The sequence below is a fragment of the Streptomyces sp. CY-1 genome (genome assembly GCF_047218265.1).
In the GTDB taxonomy this organism is placed as follows: domain Bacteria; phylum Actinomycetota; class Actinomycetes; order Streptomycetales; family Streptomycetaceae; genus Streptomyces; species Streptomyces niphimycinicus.
This window is the reverse complement of the sequence record NZ_CP178393.1, coordinates 5,212,685-5,233,076: the sequence shown is the minus strand read 5'-3', so window position 1 is coordinate 5,233,076 and position 20,392 is coordinate 5,212,685. Positions and strand designations below refer to the sequence as shown.

General features: G+C 71.7%; 14 protein-coding genes. 5 read left to right on the top strand and 9 right to left on the bottom strand.

What is annotated here, in order from left to right; translation table 11 throughout:
* Window positions 1-184 precede the first annotated feature (184 nt).
* On the bottom strand, window positions 185-967 hold the full coding sequence (locus ACK1X7_RS22310; RefSeq protein ID WP_385146873.1) for an SDR family oxidoreductase: 783 nt from the start codon (window positions 965-967) through the stop codon (window positions 185-187).
* Between the two features lie 185 nt (window positions 968-1,152).
* Between ACK1X7_RS22310 and ACK1X7_RS22305 the strand changes: the two genes are divergently transcribed.
* A complete protein-coding gene (locus ACK1X7_RS22305; protein ID WP_385146870.1) occupies window positions 1,153-1,980 on the top strand; it encodes a hypothetical protein in 828 nt (275 codons plus the stop codon).
* A 133-nt stretch (window positions 1,981-2,113) separates the two neighbouring features.
* On the opposite strand, the gene ACK1X7_RS22300 is transcribed toward ACK1X7_RS22305, so the two are convergent.
* The 3 genes from ACK1X7_RS22300 to ACK1X7_RS22290 all read right to left on the bottom strand — a co-directional run bounded on the left by ACK1X7_RS22300 (window position 2,114) and on the right by ACK1X7_RS22290 (window position 4,537).
* Window positions 2,114-2,323 (bottom strand): DUF397 domain-containing protein, encoded by a 210-nt coding sequence (locus ACK1X7_RS22300; protein ID WP_014054302.1) that lies wholly within the window; start codon window positions 2,321-2,323, stop codon window positions 2,114-2,116.
* Between the two features lie 193 nt (window positions 2,324-2,516).
* Window positions 2,517-3,407, bottom strand: coding sequence for a helix-turn-helix domain-containing protein (locus ACK1X7_RS22295; RefSeq protein ID WP_361502739.1), 891 nt, complete (start codon window positions 3,405-3,407; stop codon window positions 2,517-2,519).
* Between the two features lie 380 nt (window positions 3,408-3,787).
* On the bottom strand, window positions 3,788-4,537 hold the full coding sequence (locus ACK1X7_RS22290; RefSeq protein ID WP_385146867.1) for a GOLPH3/VPS74 family protein: 750 nt from the start codon (window positions 4,535-4,537) through the stop codon (window positions 3,788-3,790).
* A 255-nt stretch (window positions 4,538-4,792) separates the two neighbouring features.
* Between ACK1X7_RS22290 and ACK1X7_RS22285 the strand changes: the two genes are divergently transcribed.
* Together ACK1X7_RS22285 and ACK1X7_RS22280 are read left to right on the top strand one after the other, a co-directional pair.
* Window positions 4,793-7,342 (top strand): D-alanyl-D-alanine carboxypeptidase family protein, encoded by a 2,550-nt coding sequence (locus ACK1X7_RS22285; RefSeq protein ID WP_413115560.1) that lies wholly within the window; start codon window positions 4,793-4,795, stop codon window positions 7,340-7,342.
* Window positions 7,343-7,543: 201 nt separating this feature from the next.
* A complete protein-coding gene (locus ACK1X7_RS22280) occupies window positions 7,544-9,442 on the top strand; it encodes an MFS transporter (protein WP_413115559.1) in 1,899 nt (632 codons plus the stop codon).
* A 54-nt stretch (window positions 9,443-9,496) separates the two neighbouring features.
* Here the strand turns inward: ACK1X7_RS22280 and ACK1X7_RS22275 are convergent, their stop codons facing one another.
* From ACK1X7_RS22275 to ACK1X7_RS22255, 5 genes are read right to left on the bottom strand one after another with little or no spacing between them, the layout of a single operon-like run.
* A complete protein-coding gene (locus ACK1X7_RS22275) occupies window positions 9,497-10,804 on the bottom strand; it encodes an ABC transporter substrate-binding protein (RefSeq protein WP_385146858.1) in 1,308 nt (435 codons plus the stop codon).
* A complete protein-coding gene (locus ACK1X7_RS22270; protein WP_385146855.1) occupies window positions 10,801-11,733 on the bottom strand; it encodes a hypothetical protein in 933 nt (310 codons plus the stop codon). Before ACK1X7_RS22270 ends, ACK1X7_RS22275 begins: the two co-directional genes overlap by 4 nt.
* A complete protein-coding gene (locus ACK1X7_RS22265; protein ID WP_413115558.1) occupies window positions 11,730-13,268 on the bottom strand; it encodes a VWA domain-containing protein in 1,539 nt (512 codons plus the stop codon). Before ACK1X7_RS22265 ends, ACK1X7_RS22270 begins: the two co-directional genes overlap by 4 nt.
* A 19-nt stretch (window positions 13,269-13,287) precedes the next feature.
* Entirely contained in the window at window positions 13,288-15,789 is a 2,502-nt protein-coding gene (locus ACK1X7_RS22260; RefSeq protein ID WP_413115557.1) for a serine/threonine protein kinase, read from the bottom strand.
* A complete protein-coding gene (locus tag ACK1X7_RS22255) occupies window positions 15,786-17,501 on the bottom strand; it encodes a S1 family peptidase (protein WP_385155126.1) in 1,716 nt (571 codons plus the stop codon). Before ACK1X7_RS22255 ends, ACK1X7_RS22260 begins: the two co-directional genes overlap by 4 nt.
* Before the next feature lie 535 nt (window positions 17,502-18,036).
* On the opposite strand from ACK1X7_RS22255, the gene ACK1X7_RS22250 reads away from it, so the two are divergent.
* Together ACK1X7_RS22250 and ACK1X7_RS22245 are read left to right on the top strand one after the other, a co-directional pair.
* On the top strand, window positions 18,037-18,789 hold the full coding sequence (locus ACK1X7_RS22250) for an IPT/TIG domain-containing protein (RefSeq protein ID WP_385155123.1): 753 nt from the start codon (window positions 18,037-18,039) through the stop codon (window positions 18,787-18,789).
* A 99-nt stretch (window positions 18,790-18,888) separates the two neighbouring features.
* Entirely contained in the window at window positions 18,889-20,385 is a 1,497-nt protein-coding gene (locus ACK1X7_RS22245) for an IPT/TIG domain-containing protein (RefSeq protein WP_413115556.1), read from the top strand.
* Window positions 20,386-20,392: the final 7 nt, after the last annotated feature.

The following is a 20,392-nucleotide window of genomic DNA, read 5'->3' as shown; positions in this document are numbered from 1 at the left end:
TCTACGGGTCACGAGTGTGAACACAGATCAGAGAGAAGAACGAATTTACTCTTTCTTGACCTGACGGGGCGTTGTCGTTCGCCTGTTCGTGAACCCACGATGATCGGGCACTTCGTCAGACGCACGCCCACCGAACGATGGGTCGTACGGGAGCGGGATCCCGAAAGGCCGGACAGGAGTCGCGCTAACGCATCAGTTCACCGGCGTTCACCAGCAGCGACTGTCCGGTGATCGCCCGGGCCCGGTCGGAGGCCAGGAACACCGCGGCCTCCGCCACATCCCCGTCCGTCGCCAGCTCGGGCAGGGCCATCCCATCCGTGAGCCGGGCCAGCACCTCGGCCTCGCTCACCCCTTCGGTCTGTGCCGTGAAGGCCACATACGCGCGCACCGGCGGCCCCCACATCCAGCCGGGCTGCACGGTGTTGACCCGTATCCGGTGCGGACCCAGCTCGCGCGCCAGCGCGTACATGGTGGAGGTCAGCGCGCCCTTGGAGGCGGCGTACGCGGTCTGGCGCACCTTGGTGGGGGCGGCGGACGACGACTGGGTGCCGATCAGCACCACCGAGCCGCCGTTCCGTTTGAGCGCGGGCAGACAGGCGCGGGTCATCCGCAGCGTCCCGAAGAGATTGATGTCCACCACCTGGGCCCAGGACATGAAGTCGGCGTCCTCCAGCCCGCCGAAGTGGCTGTCCAGCGCGGCCACATGGACGACGGCGTCGATCCGGCCGAAGCGGTCCAGGGCGAGCGCGGCGAGGGCCTCGCACTGCTCCTCGTCCGCGATATCGGTCGGCCGCCAGGCGGTGCGCTCACCGCCCGGATCGACCTCCTCCGCCACCTTCGGCAGCCGCTCCTCGGTCCGCGCCCCCATCACCACCCGCGCCCCGTCCCGGACGCACGCGGCCACCACCCGGGCCCCCAGCCCGGGTCCGACCCCGGAGACGACGACGGTCCTGTCCTCCAGTGGCATGGCGGCACCTCCCGTACCTGGCGTCGCGTCAGATTAGGGGTGCGGCGCGCAGATGGCCAGAGCGCGGCAGCGGTCGGGCTCCGGCGGAAGGCCACTCCCGGCCGTGCGAACGCCGTCCGATTCCGCGCACTTGATACGGACAGGCCCCTCCCCAACTGACGTCGCGTCAGCTAAACCTGGGGGGCATGACAAGCGACGCGTACGCGGAACTGGCCTCCGTCGGCCCGTACGGAGTGCGCCCGGGGCATGCCCTGATCACGATGGTCGAGCCGCACCCGGGCCATGAGTACGCCTACAACCGCTGGTACGAGGACGACCACTTCATCGCGGGCGCCATGGCCATGCCGTGGATCTACGCGGGCCGCCGCTGGGTCGCCACCCGTGAACTGCAACTGCTGCGCTATCCGGAGAAGTCGGCGATCGCCCGGCCGGTCACCGCCGGCTGCTACCTCTCCGTCTACTGGCTCACCGAGGGGCGCTACGCGGACCATATGCGGTGGACGGTCGGGATCAACAAACGGCTGCTCCGGGACGGGCGGGTCTACCAGGACCGTACGCATGTCTTCACCGCCTTCCAGGACCACGAGGCCACCGTCTACCGGGACGGGGCGGCCGGTCCGCGCGATCACCACGCGCTGGACCACCCCTATGCCGGGCTGGCGCTGGAGGTGATCGAGACCGAGGGCCCGGAGCAGCGGGAGGAACTGCTCACCTGGCTCCGGTCCAGACATCTGCCGCGCCGGCTCGCGGGCTCGCCCGCCGCGATGGTCACGGTCTTCCGGCCGACCCCGCTGCCCTCGGACCGGATGGCGTATGTGAAGCAGGTCGAGGGGGTCGACACCCGGCTGACCCTGCTCTGGTTCCTCCAGTCCGATCCCCGGGAATGCTGGGAGCGCTGTTTCACCGGCCTCGACGCCGAGGTGGCCGATGCCGGACTCGGCCGGGTGGAATTCATGGCGCCGTTCATTCCGACGATTCCCGGTACGGACCAATACGTGGCGGAACTCCGCTGAAGCGGCGACGCGGGAATGCCCCGGAAACGCCTGGAGCCCTCTCGGCAGGGACGGCGACCGGTCGAGAGGGCTCGGTTACAGGCTTGCGGCCCTGCGCCGCCGACCGCGCTGCCGCGGCCGGGTGTCAGGTCAATCAGCCGAGGTCGAAGGCGCCACGGCTGACGTCGGACACAAAGGCCGACCACGATGCGGGGGCGAAGCTGAGCGTCGGTCCCTGGGGGTCCTTGGAATCGCGCACGGCGATCTCGCTGGCGACCGGGGAGGCGATTTCCACGCAAGCGCCGTTTCCGGCCGAGTACGAGGATTTCACCCACATGCTCGTCTTTCCCTGCTGAATGGACACGATTGCTCCGATGCTTTTTGTTGATGAGAGGCACCCCCGTTTGGAGGCGTCACCGACGTTACTCGGCAACATCGTCCGGAAAGCGGGCCGTTCACCCGACCGGGTGGCATATTCCCGTGGCCTCTTCCGCGGCAGGGTGCGGAGGTGTAGCCTCCGCCCCTCATCGTTCGCGCCGGAGCGTCTCCCTCCCCCGTCAGTCCGCCGGAGCCGCGCCCTCCTCCTGGTGCCGGCGGGCGTGTTCCTGGGCCATCTCGGTGATGAACTGGCGGCTCTGATCCGCGTTCAGCGCCTGGGCCCGCAGATGCTCGTACATCATGCTGTAGCTCTGCACATCGCTGAGCTTCTCCAGATACAGGTCGCTGGTCACGCCCTCCAGATAGACGACGCTGGTGTCCGACTCGTCCGAGAACTCCAGGATGGTGAACTGCCCGCTCATCCCCGGATGCGACCCCATGTCGAACGGAAGCGCCTGGACCGTCACATGGGGCTCATGGCTCATCCGGACCAGATAGTCGAGCTGATCGCTCATGATCTTCGAGTTGCCGACCACCCGGCGCATCGCCGCCTCGTCCACGACCGCCCACAGCCGCAGCGGGGCCAGCGGATCGGTGATCCGCTCCTGGCGCCTGAGCCGGACCTGGACCCGCTGGGCGATCTGGTCCTGCGGGGCCTCCGGGAGAGCGCCGCTGATCACCGCCTCCGCGTAATCCGGTGTCTGCAAGAGGCCGGGGAGCACCTGGGGTTCATAGACCCGCAGGGACGCCGCGTCCGTCTCGAAACCGATGTAGACGCTGTACGGCACATCGCCGAACGCGTTCCACCAACCCTGCTGGCGCGACTCCTTCGCCATTTGCATCAGGGAATCGACCAGCGCCTTGTCCTCCACCTTGTAGGTGCGGCACAGGTCGCGCACATCGCGCTGGCTGATGCTGCGGCGCCCGTTCTCCAGTCGGCTGATCTTCGACTGGGAGACCATCAGCTCCTCCGCCACCTCCTCCGCCGTCATGCCCTTCTCCTGGCGGAGTCTGCGCAGCTCCTGGCCCAACCGGCGTCGCCGGACAGTGGGGCCGACGTTCGATGTCACAGGACGTGCACCTCCGGCTTCGTACTGCTGATTTCTGCTGTTCAGCAGCCTGCCACTACCGGACGGGAGCGCGCTGGGAAATGGCCGCACAAAGGCGGCCGCACCACGATGGACGAACGCGCGCGCGGGGCGGTGGGGCGGCCGGTCGTCCAAATCGGCCGTCCCACCACCCCGCGCGCTTCAGCGGCTCCCGAACCGGGTCAGTGGGGACTGCGGTGCGGTCGGTGGAGCGTGTGTGGTGCTGGGTGCTGCCCGGAGCCGGACGGTGGCGCTCCGCCCCGGACGGTGCCGGGAACGGTCTCCGCCGCCCCGCTGACGGGCTGCTGGTGCGTTCGACGGGCTGGTTGTACGTGGTGGTGCGGTAGTGCCCCGAAGGGGCCTCAGCGCGCTCCGGCGCGGGCCATGCTCCCGCGGCGGGACGGCTGGGCCGGAACGCCGGCCGCGGGCTCCACCGCGGCGCCGGTTCCCGCCTGTCGGCCCGGGGCCGGTGCGCGCCGTGGCTGCGCCGCGACACCGTTCTGCACGTCCATCACGGCGTGCGCCACCAGACCGCCCATCGGGTCGTGCCGGATCAGATCCCGGAGCCTGGAGCGCGAGGAGCGCCCCTCGTTCCCGGGGTACAGATGCTTGCCGAGCCCGACCGCGTGGGCCAGGGCGGCGAGCGCGGCGGTCCGCGGGTCCGGCGGTACGCCGGTGCGGATCGCGCTGTCCAGCCGGGACCTGATCTCCCGGCTGATCGCCGTGTCCGTCGCCTGGTAGCGCGTCGTCGGCAGTACGCCACACATCTGGCCCGCCACGGCATGCACCATGCCGCAACGCTCCAGGTGCGTGAGGTACGTCTGGCGCAGCCCCAGCCGGGGCCCGCCGATCCAGTGGACCGCGCGCACCGGGCTGCCGCGTCGGCGCAGCAACTCCAGTGCGGAGTCCAGAGTCGGATCTCCGGTCGGCCGTGGCAGCACCACGGCGATACGATCCCCGTCAGGGGCTATCCGTCCGGCCAGGGCCAGCTCCACTAGCTGTGCCCCGGCAAGACCCAGGTCGAGCGACTGCGGCTGCGCCGTGGTACCCGTGGTCGGGTCCAAAGCGAGCAGCAGAAGCTCCTCCGGAATGGTTCTGCGGCTCCTGCCCATCCATGCCTCCCCGCGTGGATGAATGACAGGGTGACCCCTCTCACATTGGTCTGTCGAGAGTGCCTGGGGGGTTTGGGTGGGAACCAGTAGGTATGTCTTTCTCGTCTAGCGGGTGGGCGGGCACCTGAAGACGCTCTCCGGCTGTGGCGTTGCGCCATCGCGTGCCGGACACACAGGACACTGGTAGAGCTTGGGCTGCGGGACGTGACGCCACGGGGCGTAGGGCGTCCCGCGACACATATCGAGGAGGCATCGGTGGCGGGCGAGTCCCCCGGCAGGTCGGATCAGCAGAAGTCGTCGGGGGAGACGGCTAGGGGGGAAAGCGATCCGCGGCTCGCGATCTCGCGCGAAGCGGAGGCGGCCCAGGGCTCGACGGCGGTCGCCGTCGTGTCCGACGACCTCCGGTCGGGTTCCGGTGAGCCGCGGTCGGCTCCCGACGAGCCCGATGTGACCTCCGAGGCGGCCTCCGGAGCGAGGGCCGAAGCGGAGGCTGAAGCGGAACCGAAGGCACCGGTGGCCGACGGGGACGATGCAAACGTTTCTGGTGTTCGCGATGGTGAACGGTGCGAAGGTTCCGGGACGTCGGAGGCGAAGGACGAGCCGGAGACGGATTCCGGTGCGGCGGGTGAATCGGGCAAGGGGGATGCGTCCGAGCCGGACGTGGAGCCGGAAGCGGACGCGGATGGCGCGGATGGCGCCGGTGGCGCCGACGCCGACGTGAAGGCTGGGGGTGCGCCCGAGGCCGGTGCGGAGGCCGAAGCCGAGGCTGAGGCGGATGAGGACGGCGACGAGCCGTCAAAGCCGTCGGTCGATCAGCGGACGGCCGTCTTCCGTACGGTGAAGCAGAAGACGGACGGCGACGCGAAGGCTGAGGGTTCCTCCGAGGCCGGTGCGGAGGCCGATGCCAAGGGTGAGGGTGACGAGGAGGACGGCGACGAGTCGTCGGAGTCGTCCGTGGATCAGCGGACGGCCGTCTTCCGTACGGTGAAGCCCAAGGCGGACGGCGACGCCAAGAAGGAAGAGGCCAAGGAGGCCGAGAAGGGCGAGCCCACGGGCGCGTCCGGGAAGGCCGCCGCGTCCGATGCGGACGATGACGCCTCCGACAAGCCGGTCGACCGCGCGACGGCCGCCTTCGGCGTGCTCCCGGAGAAGCCCGGAAAGGGCGGCAAGAAGGGCGTCGACCAGCCGACCACCGCCTTCAAGGCGGTCAGCCCCCCGGCTGACAAGAAGGCGTCCGAGAAGGCGTCCGAGAAGGCGTCCGACGCCAAGACCGCCGAGCAGTCCGACGCGAAGGCGTCCGAGAAGGCGCCCGCCAAGAAGCCCGCCGCCGAGTCGGACAACGAGCGGACCAGCAAGTTCGTACCGCTGCGGTCCCCCGACGACCCGGCCCCGTCGAAGCCCTCCACAGCGCCTACCGCGCCCGCCGCCTCCTCGGCCCCCGCCGCCCCGCCGGCCGCCATCCCCGAGGCCGAGCGGACCAAGCAGCAGCCGCTGCCGCCGATGACCTCGGACGGCAAGCAGCCCGCGCCGCTCGACCTGCTGGCGCAGCTCACCAATACGCCGCCCAAGCCCGAGACGCCGATGCGGACGGCGGTCCGCCGGGTCAAGATCTGGACGCCGCTGGCCGCGCTGCTCGTGATCATCCTGGGCGTCATCCAGGCGCTGCGGCCGCTGCCGGAGCCGGCGCTGAAGCTCACCGCCGACTCCTCCTACCGCTTCGGCGGCGGCGAGCTGTCCCTGCCGTGGCCCGGCCAGGGGCAGTCGGCCGCGGAGGTCGAGGGCGTGGGCAGCCTGGGCACCTCCGGGGATCAGAAGCCCGTGCCGATCGCCAGCGTCACCAAGGTCATGACGGCCTATGTGGTGCTCAAGCACCATCCGCTGAAGGGCGACGCGGAGGGCCCGAAGATCACGATCGACGCGCAGGCGGCCGAGGAGGCCAAGTCCGCCGACGAGTCGCGGGCGGCGGTCAAGAAGGGGCAGACCTTCACCCAGCATCAGCTCCTCCAGTTGCTGCTGATCAACTCCAGCAACAACATCGCCCGGCTGCTCGCCCGCTGGGACGCCGGGTCGCTGGACGCGTTCGTGAAGAAGATGAACGACGCGGCCGAGGACCTGGGGATGAAGCAGACCACCTACACCGACCCCAGCGGTCTCAAGGAGTCCACCAAGTCCACCGCGGCCGACCAGCTCAAGCTGGCCAAGGCGGCGATGCAGTCCGAGGCGTTCCGGGCGGTCGTGGCGACGCCCAACACCCAGATCCCGGGGCTCGACGACCGGATCTACAACAACAACAATCTGCTGGTGAAGCCGGGTGTGATCGGTATCAAGACCGGTTCGTCCACCCCGGCCGGCGGTGCGCTGATGTGGGCCGCCGTACGGACGATCGACGGCAAGAAGCAGCGGATCCTCGGCGTCGTCCTCGAACAGCGCGCGACCACCACGCTGGACGCCAGCCTCCAGCTCGCGCAGACCAACAGCTACAAGCTGATCAGCACCCTCCAGGACGCCCTCACCTCGGCCACCGTCATCAAGAAGGGTGATGTGGTCGGCCAGATCGACGACGGGCTCGGAGGCACCACGCCGGTCGTCGCCACCAAGGATCTGAAGGCGGTCGGCTGGTCCGGTCTGGGGGTCGACATCAAGATCGGTGACGGCGGTAAGAAGGTGCCGCACTCCGCCAAGGCGGGTACGGTCGTAGGCGAGGTGACCGTGGGCACGGGCCCCGGACAGCTCACGGCGCCGGTGGCCCTGAAGGATGACCTGTCCGAGCCCTCGTTCGGCTCGAAACTGACCCGTATCGGCTGACTCGGCGGGGAAGTGGGCTAAGGGGACGAGCGACGCGGCCCCGGCGCGAAACGCCGCCGGGGCCCGACGCGGCTCGGGGCCGCCCGCGCGTGCTAGCGTCGATGGGTCCCCGGCCTGGACCCGCCGCATGCGAACCGGAGTGATCCGGTGCGGGGTTGAGGACGATGGGGCAGACCTCGGGGGAAGACGGGGAGAGCCGCAGTGACCACCGTGGATCCGACACGGGCCGATGAAAGCGGGAGCTCGGAGGAGAGCACCGCCGCACGAATACGCGTACCCACGCAGCGCTGGCCGGCGGAGCCGACGGGCCCGGCCGAGGCGGAGCGTGAGAGCGGGCAGGCCGCTTCCGGCGGGCTGCTCCAGCGCGCCCGGACGGCCCTGCGCCATCCTGTGTGCGCCTCGCTTGCCGCCGCCGCGCTGCTGCATCTGCTGTGGGTGGCGCTGCTGGCGAACAGCGGCGGTGACCTCGCCGCGCAGGACGCCTGGGCGGAGTTCGCCCTCCAGCACCCGGACTCGGCGTACAACCTGGCCTGGTACGGCGGGATGCACCCGGTCTCGTACAGCGTCATCTCGCCCTATCTGATGGCGGTCCTCGGCGTCCGCTCGACGATGGTGATCGCGGGGACGCTGTCCGCCGGGCTGCTCGCGCTGCTGCTGGTGCGCAGCCGTGTCGTGCGGCGGCCGTTGTGGCCCGCCCTGTACGGCGCGTTCGCGCTGACCTGCAACGCCATCTCGGGCCGGGTGACCTTCGGGCTCGGCGCGATGTTCGGGCTCGCGGCGGTGGCCGTGATCTTCGCCTGGCCGCGCAGGTGGCGGTCCCGGCGCTGGCACCACAAGACGGGACGGTTCGTACTGGCCGCCCTGCTGGCCGCGCTGTCGACCATGTCCAGCCCGGTGGCCGGTCTCTTCGTGGGCGTCGTGGCCGCCGGTCTGTGGCTGACCAAGCGGCGGCCCGCCGCGTACGCGCTGGGGATCACGCCCGCGCTGGTGGTCGGCCTGTCGGCGTGGTTGTTCCCGTTCTCCGGTGAGCAGCCGATGGGCATCGGGTCGGTGATCCTGCCGTTCATCACCGGCGCCGCCGTGCTGATGTGCGTGCCGCGCACCTGGTCGACGGTGCGGGTCGGGGCCGGGCTCTACTGCTTCGGGGTGGTGCTCACCTGGGTGATTCCCTCCCAGGTCGGCACAAATATCTCCCGCCTCGGCATGATCTTCGGCGGGGTGGTGCTGATCGCCGTGCTGCCCGCCCTGCGCAAGCCCCCGCGCGCCGAGCTGCGCTCCACGCCCGCGGGCCGCCGCTGGACCGTCCTGGTGCTGGCGCTCGCGACCGTCACGGTGTGGCAGGGGGTCAAGACCGCCGACGACGTCATCCACACCACCCCCTCGGCCTCCTGGGCCCGTGAGCTGGCGCCGCTGGTCGACCGGCTCAAGCGGGAGAAGGCCGACCGGGGCCGGGTCGAGGTGGTTCCGGTGCGCAGTCACCGCGAGTCCTCCGCGCTCGCCCCGTACGTCAATCTGGCGCGCGGCTGGAACCGCCAGCGCGACCTCGACCGGAACCCGATCTTCTACGGCGATGACACCCTGACCCCGGCCAGCTACCACGAATGGCTCAAGCGCTGGGCGGTGCACTATGTGGTGCTGCCCGCGGACGACCCGGACACCGCGGCGGAGCAGGAGGCCAAGCTGCTCGGCACCAAACTGCCGTATCTGAGCCAGGTCTGGTCCGACGCCAACTGGAAGCTGTACGAGGTCAAGGACCCGACGCAGATCGCCGACCCGCCCGCCACCGTGCGGCGTGCGGGCGCCGACCAGCTCGTGCTGTCGGTCCGCTCCAAGGGCCCGGTGCTCATCCGCATCCCGTACTCGCCGTGGCTGGGCCTGGTGGACGACGACGGGCACAGCGTCCGGGCCCCGAAGGGGGAGGACGACCAGCTTCCGGTCAACCGCGAGGGCTGCCTCACCAAGCAGACCCAGGGCGGTGAGGAGGGCCAGCCGGAGGACGAGTGGACGGTGCTGCACGCCCCCCGGGCCGGCGTCTACCGGATAACGGGCAAGTACCAGCTTCCGCGCGGCACCCCCTGCCCTGACGAGATGGCTCCCTGAGCCGGGCCCATGAGCCCGGGTACTCGAGCCTGGGCCCATGGGACCGGCCCTGGGTCACCGAGCCGGGCCCGGCGAGCCGCAGACCCTTGGCAGCCAGGGCTGGTCGCGGGCGCCGCGCAGGCCCTGGCGGACCTTCTCCAGGCTGCGCAGCAGCCCGTCCGGCTGCCGGGTGGTGTCGCTGAGGTAGGTCAGTGCGGCGCGCTGGAAGGCGAGCCGCATCCGGGTGGGCATGGCGTCCGAGGCGTCCAGGCACAGCGAGGCCGAGTCCCGGAGGGCCTTCGCGATGTTCCGGTCCACCTCGTCGTCACCCTGGGCGTCGAGCGGGACGTCGGGGTTGGCGAAGAACGGGTGGGTGCTCTTGGTGGCGGTCCCCCGGCCCCAGGTCCGCTGGGCGTCGGCCGAGACCAGATAGCGCATCAGCTCCTGTGCCTGCGGGGTGTCACGGAACATCGCGGCGAAGTCCCCCGATACCTCCCGGGCGGTGGAGCCACGGTCGGCGTCGGGGAGCAGGCCGCGGGAGAAGGTGAAGTCCGCCTTCTCCGGGTGGGGGTAGCCGCTGCGGATGAACGACCCCTGGTGCTCCAGTGCGCACGGCGGGTCGGTGTCGAACAGCTTGCTCCCGGCCTTGCGGAAGTCGGTGATCAGCGCGGTGCGCGCGGTGTCCCTGCCGAAGAGCGAACCCCAGCTTTCCCAGGCCCGCCGCATCCGCGGGTCCGTCCACGGCAGCCCGCCGGTCGCCCAGTCCTGGTAGACGGATCTGCCCTGCTGTTGGAGCAGCAGATCCTCGATCCAGTCGGTGCCCGGCCACCCGGAGGTCGCGTCGTCGCCCATGCCCACACACCACTGGCGGCCGTCGGTGGCGAGGGCGGCCAGTGTGCCCGGGCGGCGGCGGTCACGGTCGTACCACACGATGCTCTTGAGATCGGCCTTGACCGCGATGCCGTACACCGACCCGTTGGCGCTCAGCCGGGGTGTCCAAAGCTGCCCGTACGCCGTGCGCTCCCGGCTCGGGATCACTTGGTCCAGCGGGGTGAGCTGGCGCTGGCCGGCGTAGGCGGCCAGCTCGCCGGAGCTCGGCAGCACGGCGATATCGGGCGGCGTTCCGGAGGCCACTTCCGAGGACAGCACCTCGCGCAGCGCGGTCGTGCCCTGATAGTCGACATGGACGCCGGTGTGCCGGGTGAACGTGTCCAGCAGCTCCCGGAACCCATGGCCCTCGGGGCCGGTCCAGGACGCGAGCACGCTGACGCTGCCGCGCGACTGCCAGCCGCTCGTATCGCCGGCGCCCACGACACACAGCAGCACCATCCACAGCCCGAGGACCGTGGCCGTGGCCTGGCCGGACCGCTTCGCCGCGCTCATCGGGGCTGGAACCGGTACTCGTCGATACGCGGCTGAAGACCGACCAGGATCAGTGCGGCCAGCACGGTGCCGCCCACGGGTATCCAGCCGACCGCACCGGCCTGCCAGTGCGCGCTCCGCATCGTCCTCGCCACCTTTCTGGCGGTGGGGCCGCCGGTGTGGCCGATCCCCGGCCGGGTCAGGCTGGCCCCGGCCGACTCCAGCCGGTCCTGGGTCTGATACGTGAAGACGGCCAGCGGCAGCAGCGCGACGAGCAGCGCGGTCGCCGCCGCCAGCCAGGGGTTGACCAGCCGCCGGAAGCGGTGCCGCAGAAAGCGCTGGGTGTGCACCAGCAGCGCCGCCAGCGCCAGGAACAGCCCCGGCACCAGCAGCCACCAGGCGAACGACAGCAGCCAGCCGAAGGAGGTCTGGTCGTCGAGCACATTGAACTGCCGCTTCTGCACCGCCTCCAGGCGGTCGAGGATGCCGCTTTGGTCATGCCGCAGGATGGAGTCGGCATACCCCAGGTAGGCATTCTTGAGCGTCGGGTTGTCGCGGCTGGCGTACGCCTGCTCGATGGTGTCGCCATAGGACGTCACCAGCGCCGCGGTGGTGCGCAGCGACCCGCGCGCCGACTCGCCCCCGATGGTGCTCTTGGACACTTGGGCCAGGCTCTGCTTGGCCGTCGACAACTGATTGCGGTACTCCTCGCTGAGCCCCTCGAACTCCGCGGTGGGGCTGGAGATGCTGCGCTTGGCCTCGTCGTAGGACGCGTCCAGCGCGTCGATGGCGGCGGCGACCTGGAGTATCGCCGGGGTGGACCGGTCGGTCACCGCCGCGGAGTTGCGGCTGACGCCGAAGTACGCGGCCAGCAGCGCGGTCACGGCCAGCGCCGTGACCACCAGCAGGGCGATCAGCCGGCGCACCAGGAAGGCGCGGGTGCCGCTCATGTCGCACCGCCCGGTTCGGCGTTGAGCGGAGGCTCGGTGCTGAGCGGAGGTTCGGCGTTGAGCGGAGGTTCGGCGCCGAGCGGAGTGTCGCACTGCTGGCAGAACTCGGCGGTGGCGGGCGCCCGGCGTCCGCAGGCCGGGCAGATGACATCCGCGGCGGGCGGCGCGGCGGCCCTCGGGCGCTCCGCCCCCACGAAGTGGACGCTCTCCTCCGACACGATGATCGCCGAGTTGAGGTCCAGCGGCCGGATGGGCTCGCGGATCCGCACCTCGCCGGTGGCGGCGTCGACGATATGGACCAGCCCGCTCAGCCGGGCCAGCATCTTCTCGCTGCCGAGCTGATGGGCGAGCTGGACGGCGCGCCCCCACTGGCGGCGGGCCCGCTTCCGGTCACCCGCCTCATACGCGTCGCAGCCCGCGGTGATGGCATGGCCCAGCTCGGAATCGGCGTCGTAGTGCGCCAGCCGGGGGTCGATCCGGGACGAAAGCAGCACATCGTCCGTCCACTGGACCAGCACGGACTCGGGCTCGGGCGGCGGCAGCGCGGTGTCGCCCTCCACCACCAGCTCCACGCCGGCCAGCTCGACGTCGTCGCCCATCGGATCGCCGCGCGGATCGGCGAGCACGGACACCTGGTACTCGCGGGTCTCGTCGCCCCACGCCTTGGTGGTCCACTCCCAGGTGCGCTCATCGGGGCGGACACCCTCGTCGGTGACGTCCGCCCGGGTGGGGTGCACCTGCTTGACGAAGCCGACCCGGCTGCCCGCACGGGTGCGGATCCGGATCCGCACCCCGGCCAGCGCCTTGGCCATCGAGGCGGAGACCATCTCCTCGAACTCGGCGGCCAGCGCGGCGTCCTCCAGCACCGCATCGGCCCGGCCGTGCAGCCGGCGCGCGATCCGCTTCAGCTCGGCGGCGTCCCAGCCGTCCCCGATACCGCGCGCGTCACAGGTGAAATGCGGGGCACACGCGTCCAGCACCTTGTCCAGATAGCCGGGCGGGTCGTGCTCATTGCGGCCGTCGGTGAGCAGCAGGGTGTGCTGGATCGCGGCGGGCTGCCGCAGATGGAGCCGGCGGGCGAGATCCAGCCAGGAGCCGATCGCGGTGCCGCCGACCGCGGGCAGCCGCGCCGCGACCCGGGCGGCGGCGGCCTTGGTGTCGGGCCCCGCGACCGCCATGCCGCCGGTGAACGGATAGACGACCTGGGCCTGTTCGGTGCCCTCGACGATCGCGAAGCGGGTGCCGTCGCGGAGTATGCCGACCGCCGTGGCGGTGGCCCGCCGCGCCGCCGCGATCTTCGTCGGCGGCCAGCTCATCGACATCGAGCAGTCGATGACGATGACCTCCGAGGCGGCGGTACGGGCCGCCGCCGGGCCCAGGCCGCGGGCCCGCACGCTGACGATGGCGTGCATCTCGGTGCGGCCCGCCGAGGCGGGGAGGTACTTGTTCTGATGCACCCGCAGGGTGAGGGCCGGACCCCCGTCCGCGCCCTCCGGGCCTGGCGTGCGTTGTCGCTCTCTGCGGTCCTCGTTCATCTGATCCCCCTGTCAGACGTCAGACGCGGGTCACGGGCCGGATGGCGTTCGCGTGGTCGATCAGCGCACCGAGCGCCTCGGGGCTGTCCGCCTGCCGGGCCAGCCGGCGCAGGGTCAGCTCCAATTCGGCGCGCAGCGCGCTTTCGTCCTCCCACTCTCCATACACCAGCGACGGGGATTCGGTTCCGCTCCGCGGCGCTTCGCTCGCCGCGGCGGCGCGCCCCTTCCGTCCCCAGCGCCTGGAACGGGCGTGCCCGGCGGGCCCACCCCTCCGCTCCCCGGCGCCGGACTGCCGCTCCGCCCAGTCCAGCGTCACCTCCAGCGACTCCGCGGTCAGCCGGTCGCGGGCCGGGCCCGACTCCCGCCCCTCGTCCAGATACAGCCGCGGCAGCCGGGTGCGCACCTCCGCCAGATCCTCCGCCGTCGGCAGGGCGTCGGGGTGCCCCAGCCGCCCCGACAGCACCCGCACGATGGCGATCCGGGCGGCGTCGTAGTGCCGGGAGACCTTCGGCACCCCGCCGAGGATGTCCACCGCGCCGCCCCGGTCGCCCGCCGCGAGCCGGAGCCGGGCCAGCCCGAACGCGGCGCTGCCCTGCGAGCGGTTGCGCTGCCACACCGCCTCGTAGAACCGCTTCGCGGCCTCGTGGTCGCCCAGGTGCTCGGCGCAGTAGCCCAGCGCCAGCTTCGGCGCGTACTCCCCGGGCAGGGCGCTGTAGACCTCGTCGAACTCCCGCCGGGCGTCGGCCACCGCGCCGTCCGCCAGCCGCAGCAGGGCGCGGTGCCAGGACAGCCGCCAGTCGTACCGGGCGGCCGAGCCGATCAGCTCCACGGCGGTCGCCAACTCCCGCGCCGCCGCCTCCCGTTCGCCCAGCTCCAGATGGGCGCGGCAGGTGCGCAGCCGGATCTCGGCGGAGGGGCGGGGGAAGGCGTGCAACTGCTCGATCAGCCGCCGGGGCCCGCTGTCGGTCGGCACGCCCAGCAGCGCCGCGCCGGGATCCGCCGCGTCCGGGAACGGCACCGGCAGCCCGGGCGGCACCTGGTCGGGGTGGGGCAGCCCGGACGCCAGCAGCGGGCGCGGGTCCCCGTCCAGCCAGCGCTCCAGGTCCGGGATCCGGCCCAGCGAGGAGTCCAGCAGCGCCGAGGTCGGGGCGAAGAGCGTGGACGGCTGCGGCTGCTCGCGGCTCAGCCGCAGCGAGTGGATCTCCCGCAGCACGCCCCACAGTTGCTCGGACATCTCCGCGGCCGATCCGAACCGCCGGTCCGGATCGGCCGCGGTCGCGCGGGCCAGCACCCGGCGGTAGGACTCGGCGCCCAGGCCCGGCGGGCGCTGGGCCTGCCGAGTGGCCTTGTCGGAGAGATCTTCGAGCGTCCTGCCGACCCCGAAGAGATCATGGCGCTCGGTAAGGCCCGAGGCGCCCCGGGCCAGCACCTCGGGGGAGGCGAACGCCTCGGTGATCACGGGCGGCCCGCCGTCCCGCTGCCCCAGCCGCCACACCGCGCCGAGGTCGATCACCTTGACCCTGTCCTCGTAGTGCATGACGTTGCTCGGCTTGAGATCGCAGTACAGCAGCTTCTCGCCGTGCAGATAGCCCACCGCGCGCAGCACCAGACAGCCGTAGGCCAGGATGTGCTCGTACAGCCGCGGCCCGTCGTACGGCTTCACCGCGTCCGCGATGTGGTCCTTGATCTGGGCGAGCGTCATCCCGCCGACGAACTCCATCACGATGTAGCCCGCCATCGCGCTCTCGTCCCGGGGATCGGGCTGGGTGACGTAGTTGATGATCCGGACGATGCCCGGGTGGTCGAGCATGGTCAGATAGCGGCGCTCCTCGACCGCCGTCCGCAGGGCCGCCTCGTCCTCGTTGTTGATCAGGCCCTTGATGGCCACGGGCTGGTTGTCCAACTGGGTGTCCTCGGCGAGATAGACCCAGCCGAGCCCGCCGTACCCCACGCAGCCGATCACCCGGTACTGATCGCCCAGCAGATTCCCGGGGCTCAGCCGCGGGGCGAAGTCGAACGGATGGCGGCAGCGCGGGCAGTAGCCCCTGGAGAGCGCGGGCTGCCCGGCGTAGGGGGCGCCCACGATCTCCTCGCACCCCTCCCAGCCGCAGGTCTGGCCGCGCGAGGGGGGATGCGGATCGTCCATCACCAGATCGCGCAGCGAGGGCAGTTCGACCCGGGGCAGCGCCAGCGGATCCTCGCCCGCCGGCCGTACGGTGAACTTCCGCGCCACATCGCGGCGGCGGGCACGGGCCGTGGTCGCGGTGGACTCGGACACCAGGGCTTCGCCGGGCCGGGTGGGTGGGAAGGCGCCCGCCTGGGCGGGTGGGGGAGTGGGCTCGGGGGCGGTCGGCAGGGCCCTGCGCCCGCACTCCGTGCAGAACCCCCGGGCGTTGATCCGGCCCAGGCCCTCCCCGCGGCAGTCCGGGCGATCGCAGTGCGGGCGATCGCTGTCCGGGCGCCTGCCGTCCGGACGCTTGCCGCCCGTACGACCGCGGTCCGGACCACTGCCCTCCGTCATGGCGCCTCCCCCTCCGGCGGTGTGTGCACGGCGGCCACGAACCGGTCGACGGCACGGCGGGCCTCCGGCAGATCACAGGGCACCGTGGCCAGCAGCCGCACCGCGGCGCGGTGCAGCGGGATCAGCTCCGCCCGCTCGGATTCGGCCTTGCTGCCGAGCATCGCCGTGTACGACACCAGTTGCCACTTCAGCTCCTGGACCGCGGGCTGCTGGGCGTCGATCACCCGCAGTGTCTCCTCGGCCCGCTCGGCCACCGTCCGGACCGTGTGCTCGAACGCGGCCAGCTTGGCGACGATGCGGTGGGAGCGCAGCTCGGGGTCGGAGCGCAGCCGGGTCAGATTGATCCGTAAGGCCGTCGCGTCCTCGGCGTCCGACAGGGACGAGCGGCGCGCCCCGCGCTCGGCCGCCTCGTGCTCGCGGTCGGCGGCGAGGGCCACCCGCCCGGCGAGCTCGTCCAGCCAGGCGTCGATCCGGGCCGCCTCGGGGCGGAACAGCCGCTCGGCCAGCCGCAGTCCACGGGAGTGGGGATCGCGGAAGACCAGCATCAGCCGGCCGCCCCGGTCGGCGAGCAGCTTCATGAAGCCGACCAGCGCCTCCGGATCGCGGGCGCGGTCCACGCCGACGGCCACGATGGTGAGCGGCACCGCGTTGGCCCGGACCCGGCTGAGCGGGGAGGTGTCGCCGGGCGAGCGCAGATCCATCCGGTCCGCTACCCGCAGCGCGACCTCGGTGTCGGTGCGCCCGGTGACGTCGATGGCCAGGTCCACACTGCCCAGCGGCGGTACGGTGCCGTGCGGCGCGGCGGAGACCGCCTCGTCCGGGCCGCCGCCCGACAGCTCGCGGTCGGCGAGCGTGATGGCGCGGCTGAGCGCCTCGTACCGCGCGTGGTCGTCGTCCTCGATGACCACGGTCTCCACATCCGCGATGTCCGGGCGCCCGCCGAGTGGCTCCCGGCGCAGCCATACGGCGAGCCGCTGGGCGAAGCCGATGTCCTGGACGCCGGTGGTCAGCGGGGAGACCAGCGGCCGGTCCACCCCGGGGTCGCCCCCTAACCAGCCCCGGACCACCGGCAGATGGCGCACGATCGTCTCCACCGGGATCATGTACGAGACGCTGAGCCGCTCGGCGGAGGGGACGCCGACGGGGTCGTCGTACCGGCTGACGACCATGCCGATCACATGCCGGGTCGCCTCGTCCTCCACCCCGGCGCCGCTGAAGCCCTTACGGACCACATCCCTGGGCGACTTGGGGTCGAGCCCCACCCACTCCGCCCGCGGGCCGACCCGCCCGGCGGTCTTCGCCCGCAGATAGTGGCCGTTGTCGAGGCCCTTGGGGAAGCCGCCCATCCACACCGGGCGGCCCAGCACCGGCGGCAGCCGGTAGAGCGGCGCGCCGTGCTCGGCGGGCTGCGGCCGGCCCAGCCGCAGTAGCGCCACATCGCCGCATCCGTCGGAGCGCTGGGGCACCCAGCCGCCGTCGGCGACGCGCGCGGGGACCGGTGCGGCGTCGGGCACCTCGACCAGGTCGACCAGCACCTCGGTGGCGGGCACCGGGAGCCCATCGTCGGGAATCACATGGGCGCACGTCAGCACCGTCTCGCTGCCCAGAAGGATTCCGGCGCCCAGGACGTCACCGGCCGAACTCCGGATCCTTACCCGCCAAGTGCCCCCGCTGGAGGTCTCATCGGCGGTAATGCCCATTTCCGCCCCCATGTGGCAAGAGCATACGCCCGGGAGGTACGGAAGTGACCCGTCCGTCCGCTGGGTCACGGGAACGGGTGAGGGGTGGGACCGCATCCGGAACGGGGCGGGACCGGGCCCGCAAAGGGCTGCCACCGGGCCCGCAAAGGGCTGCCACCGGGCCCGGAAAGGGCTGCCACCGGGCCCGGAAAGGGGCGTGCTGGGACGGCGTGGAGCCCGATGGCAGGCCGGGCGCGTGCGGCGCCCGGCCCGGCTCATCCCGCACGCCCGGCCATTCGGGTGACGTGGTGTCACCCTTCTTGTGGCGGGCTACGTCGGATGGATTACTGAAAGTGTGCGGTGGGACCCCCGCCGTTGTCTTTCGGCGCTGGGGGGCGCCGCGTCCTCGCCGGAGCCGGGCGCCAGGCGTACCGCGAGGAGGACCGGGCGGGTGCCCCAACGCCCGCGGTCGCGCACCGGATTTCCGTGAGCGCGAGCGGGTCCAGCCCGCCCGGTCCCGTCCACCTCAACGCCCCGCACCTCGCCTCACCTCAGGAGGGACTGCGTCATGCCCATCTCACCAAGTCAGGGATCGTCCGCCGGCGGACAGACCGTCGTCATCACCGGCACCAACCTCGGTGGTGCCACGGCCGTGCACTTCGGCAGCAAACTGGCCACCATCACCGCCAACAACCCCACCTCCGTGACGGTCACCACGCCGTCCGGCAACGGGGTGGTGCCGGTGACCGTGACCACGCCAGGCGGCACCAGCAATCCGCTGAACTTCTACTACATCGGCGCCCCCTTCAAGTCCGCGCTGAGCACCGTGGCCGGGCCGCTCGCCGGAGGCAACACCGTCACCATCAACGGCACCGGACTGTCCACCGCCACCGCCGTGAACTTCGGCGCCAACGCCGCGACGCCGACCATCGTCTCCGACAGCCAGATCACCGCGGTCGTACCGGCCGGTGCCGCGGCCGGGGCGGTCGGGGTGAAGGTCACCACCGCGGGCGGCAGCAACAACGGCTTCTCCTACACCTATGTGGACACGCCGACGGTCACCGGCTTCACACCCACCTCGGGCCCGCCCTCCGGCGGCACCGCGGTGACCATCACCGGCACCAACCTCTCCACCACCCAGTCGGTGACCTTCGGCGGCATCGCGACGTCGTTCACCGTCATCAACGACACCAGCCTGGCCGCGGTCTCGCCGCCCACCGCGGACGGGGCGCCCGGCCCCGCCGACGTCGCCGTCACCACTGTGGGCGGCAGCGTCACCGCCGCGACCCCGTTCCAGTACGTGGCCGGTCCCGGCATCTGATCACCCGTGGGACGACTCGCCAGAAGGAGATCCACCTTGAGTACCCCTCAAGCCACAGGTACAGGCACCGGTCCCTCGACGGCCGTGGCGTCCCCCCCTGTGATCAGTTCCGTCACTCCCGCCGCCGGTTCTCCCGGCGGCGGGACCCTGGTCACCCTGACCGGGAGCAACTTCATCCAGCCATCAGCGGTCCGCTTCGGCCCCAACCTGGCCACGTCGTTCACCGTCGTCTCCGCCACGCAGATCACGGCGGTGGCGCCACCGGGGAACGGCACCGTGCAGATCACGGTCACCACACAGGGCGGCACCAGCAACGGGGTGGCGTACAGCTACGCCGGTGCCCCCACCCTCACCGGGATCTCTCCCACGACGGGCCCCGCCTCCGGCGGCACGGTCGTCACCCTGACCGGCACCAACCTTCTCGCCGCGACGGCCGTACGGTTCGGGACCGCCAACGCCACGACCTTCACGGTGAACTCCGCCACCCAGATCACGGCGGTGGCGCCGCCGGGGAGTGGGACCGTGCAGGTCACGGTGACCGGTCCGGGTGGGACGAGCAACGGGCTGGCGTACAGCTATGTGGCGGCGCCGGTGCCGGTGGTGTCGGGGGTGTCGCCTGGGCAGGGTCCGGCGGCCGGGGGAAATACGGTCACGTTGTCGGGGAGTGGTTTCACGGGTGCGACGGCGGTGCGTTTTGGTTCGGCGTCTGCCTCGTTCACGGTTGTCTCCGATACGCAGATCACGGCGGTGGCGCCGCCGGGGAGTGGGACCGTGCAGGTCACGGTGACCGGTCCGGGTGGGACGAGCAACGGGCTGGCGTACAGCTACATCTCGGCGCCCGTGCCCGCGCTCACCTCCGTGTCCCCGGGGCAGGGCCCCGTCGTCGGCGGCAACACGGTGACGCTCACCGGTAGCGACCTTACGGCCGTCACCGCCGTCACCTTCGGCTCCACGCCCGCCACGTCGTTCAGCGTCGTCTCGGCCACTCAGATCAACGCCGTCGCCCCGCCGGGGGCCGCCGGGCCGGTGCAGATCACGGTGACCGGGCCGGGCGGCACCAGCAACGGGGTGACGTACTTCTACGTCGGCGTCCCCACCCTCACCGGCGCCGCACCCGCCCTCGGCCCACTCACCGGCGGCACCACCGTCACCCTCACCGGCACCAACCTCCTCGGCGCGACGGCGGTGCGCTTCGGTGCGACGCCCGCTTCGTCGTTCACGGTGGTGTCGGCCACGCAGATCACGGCGGTGGCGCCGCCGGGCAGCGGCACCGTGCAGATCACGGTGGTGACGCCCGGCGGCACCAGCAACGGCGTCCCGTACACCTATGTCGCCGTTCCCGTCCTCACCAGCCTGTCGCCGACACAGGGGCCGCTCAACGCCGGGACCACGGTCACGCTCTTCGGCAGCGGTCTCACCACGACCAGCACGGTGCTCTTCGGCACCACACCCACCTCCTTCACCGTCGTGTCCGACACCTGGGTCACCGCCATCGACCCGTCCGGGCCCGCCGGTCCGGTGAACGTGCGGGTCACCACGCCCGGCGGCACCAGCAACAGCCTCGTCTACACCCGGGTGGCGGGGCCCGGGATCTAGGGCCTGT

What these genes read in the sequence shown, in the direction of transcription:
- ACK1X7_RS22305 (WP_385146870.1), top strand. Translation starts at nt 1,153, where the DNA reads ATGACAAGCGACGCGTACGCGGAACTGGCCTCCGTCGGCCCGTACGGA.
- ACK1X7_RS22270 (WP_385146855.1), bottom strand. Translation starts at nt 11,733, where the DNA reads ATGAGCGGCACCCGCGCCTTCCTGGTGCGCCGGCTGATCGCCCTGCTG.
- ACK1X7_RS22255 (WP_385155126.1), bottom strand. Translation starts at nt 17,501, where the DNA reads ATGGGGGCGGAAATGGGCATTACCGCCGATGAGACCTCCAGCGGGGGC.
- ACK1X7_RS22265 (WP_413115558.1), bottom strand. Translation starts at nt 13,268, where the DNA reads ATGAACGAGGACCGCAGAGAGCGACAACGCACGCCAGGCCCGGAGGGC.
- ACK1X7_RS22275 (WP_385146858.1), bottom strand. Translation starts at nt 10,804, where the DNA reads ATGAGCGCGGCGAAGCGGTCCGGCCAGGCCACGGCCACGGTCCTCGGG.
- ACK1X7_RS22290 (WP_385146867.1), bottom strand. Translation starts at nt 4,537, where the DNA reads ATGGGCAGGAGCCGCAGAACCATTCCGGAGGAGCTTCTGCTGCTCGCT.
- ACK1X7_RS22310 (WP_385146873.1), bottom strand. Translation starts at nt 967, where the DNA reads ATGCCACTGGAGGACAGGACCGTCGTCGTCTCCGGGGTCGGACCCGGG.
- ACK1X7_RS22250 (WP_385155123.1), top strand. Translation starts at nt 18,037, where the DNA reads ATGCCCATCTCACCAAGTCAGGGATCGTCCGCCGGCGGACAGACCGTC.
- ACK1X7_RS22260 (WP_413115557.1), bottom strand. Translation starts at nt 15,789, where the DNA reads ATGACGGAGGGCAGTGGTCCGGACCGCGGTCGTACGGGCGGCAAGCGT.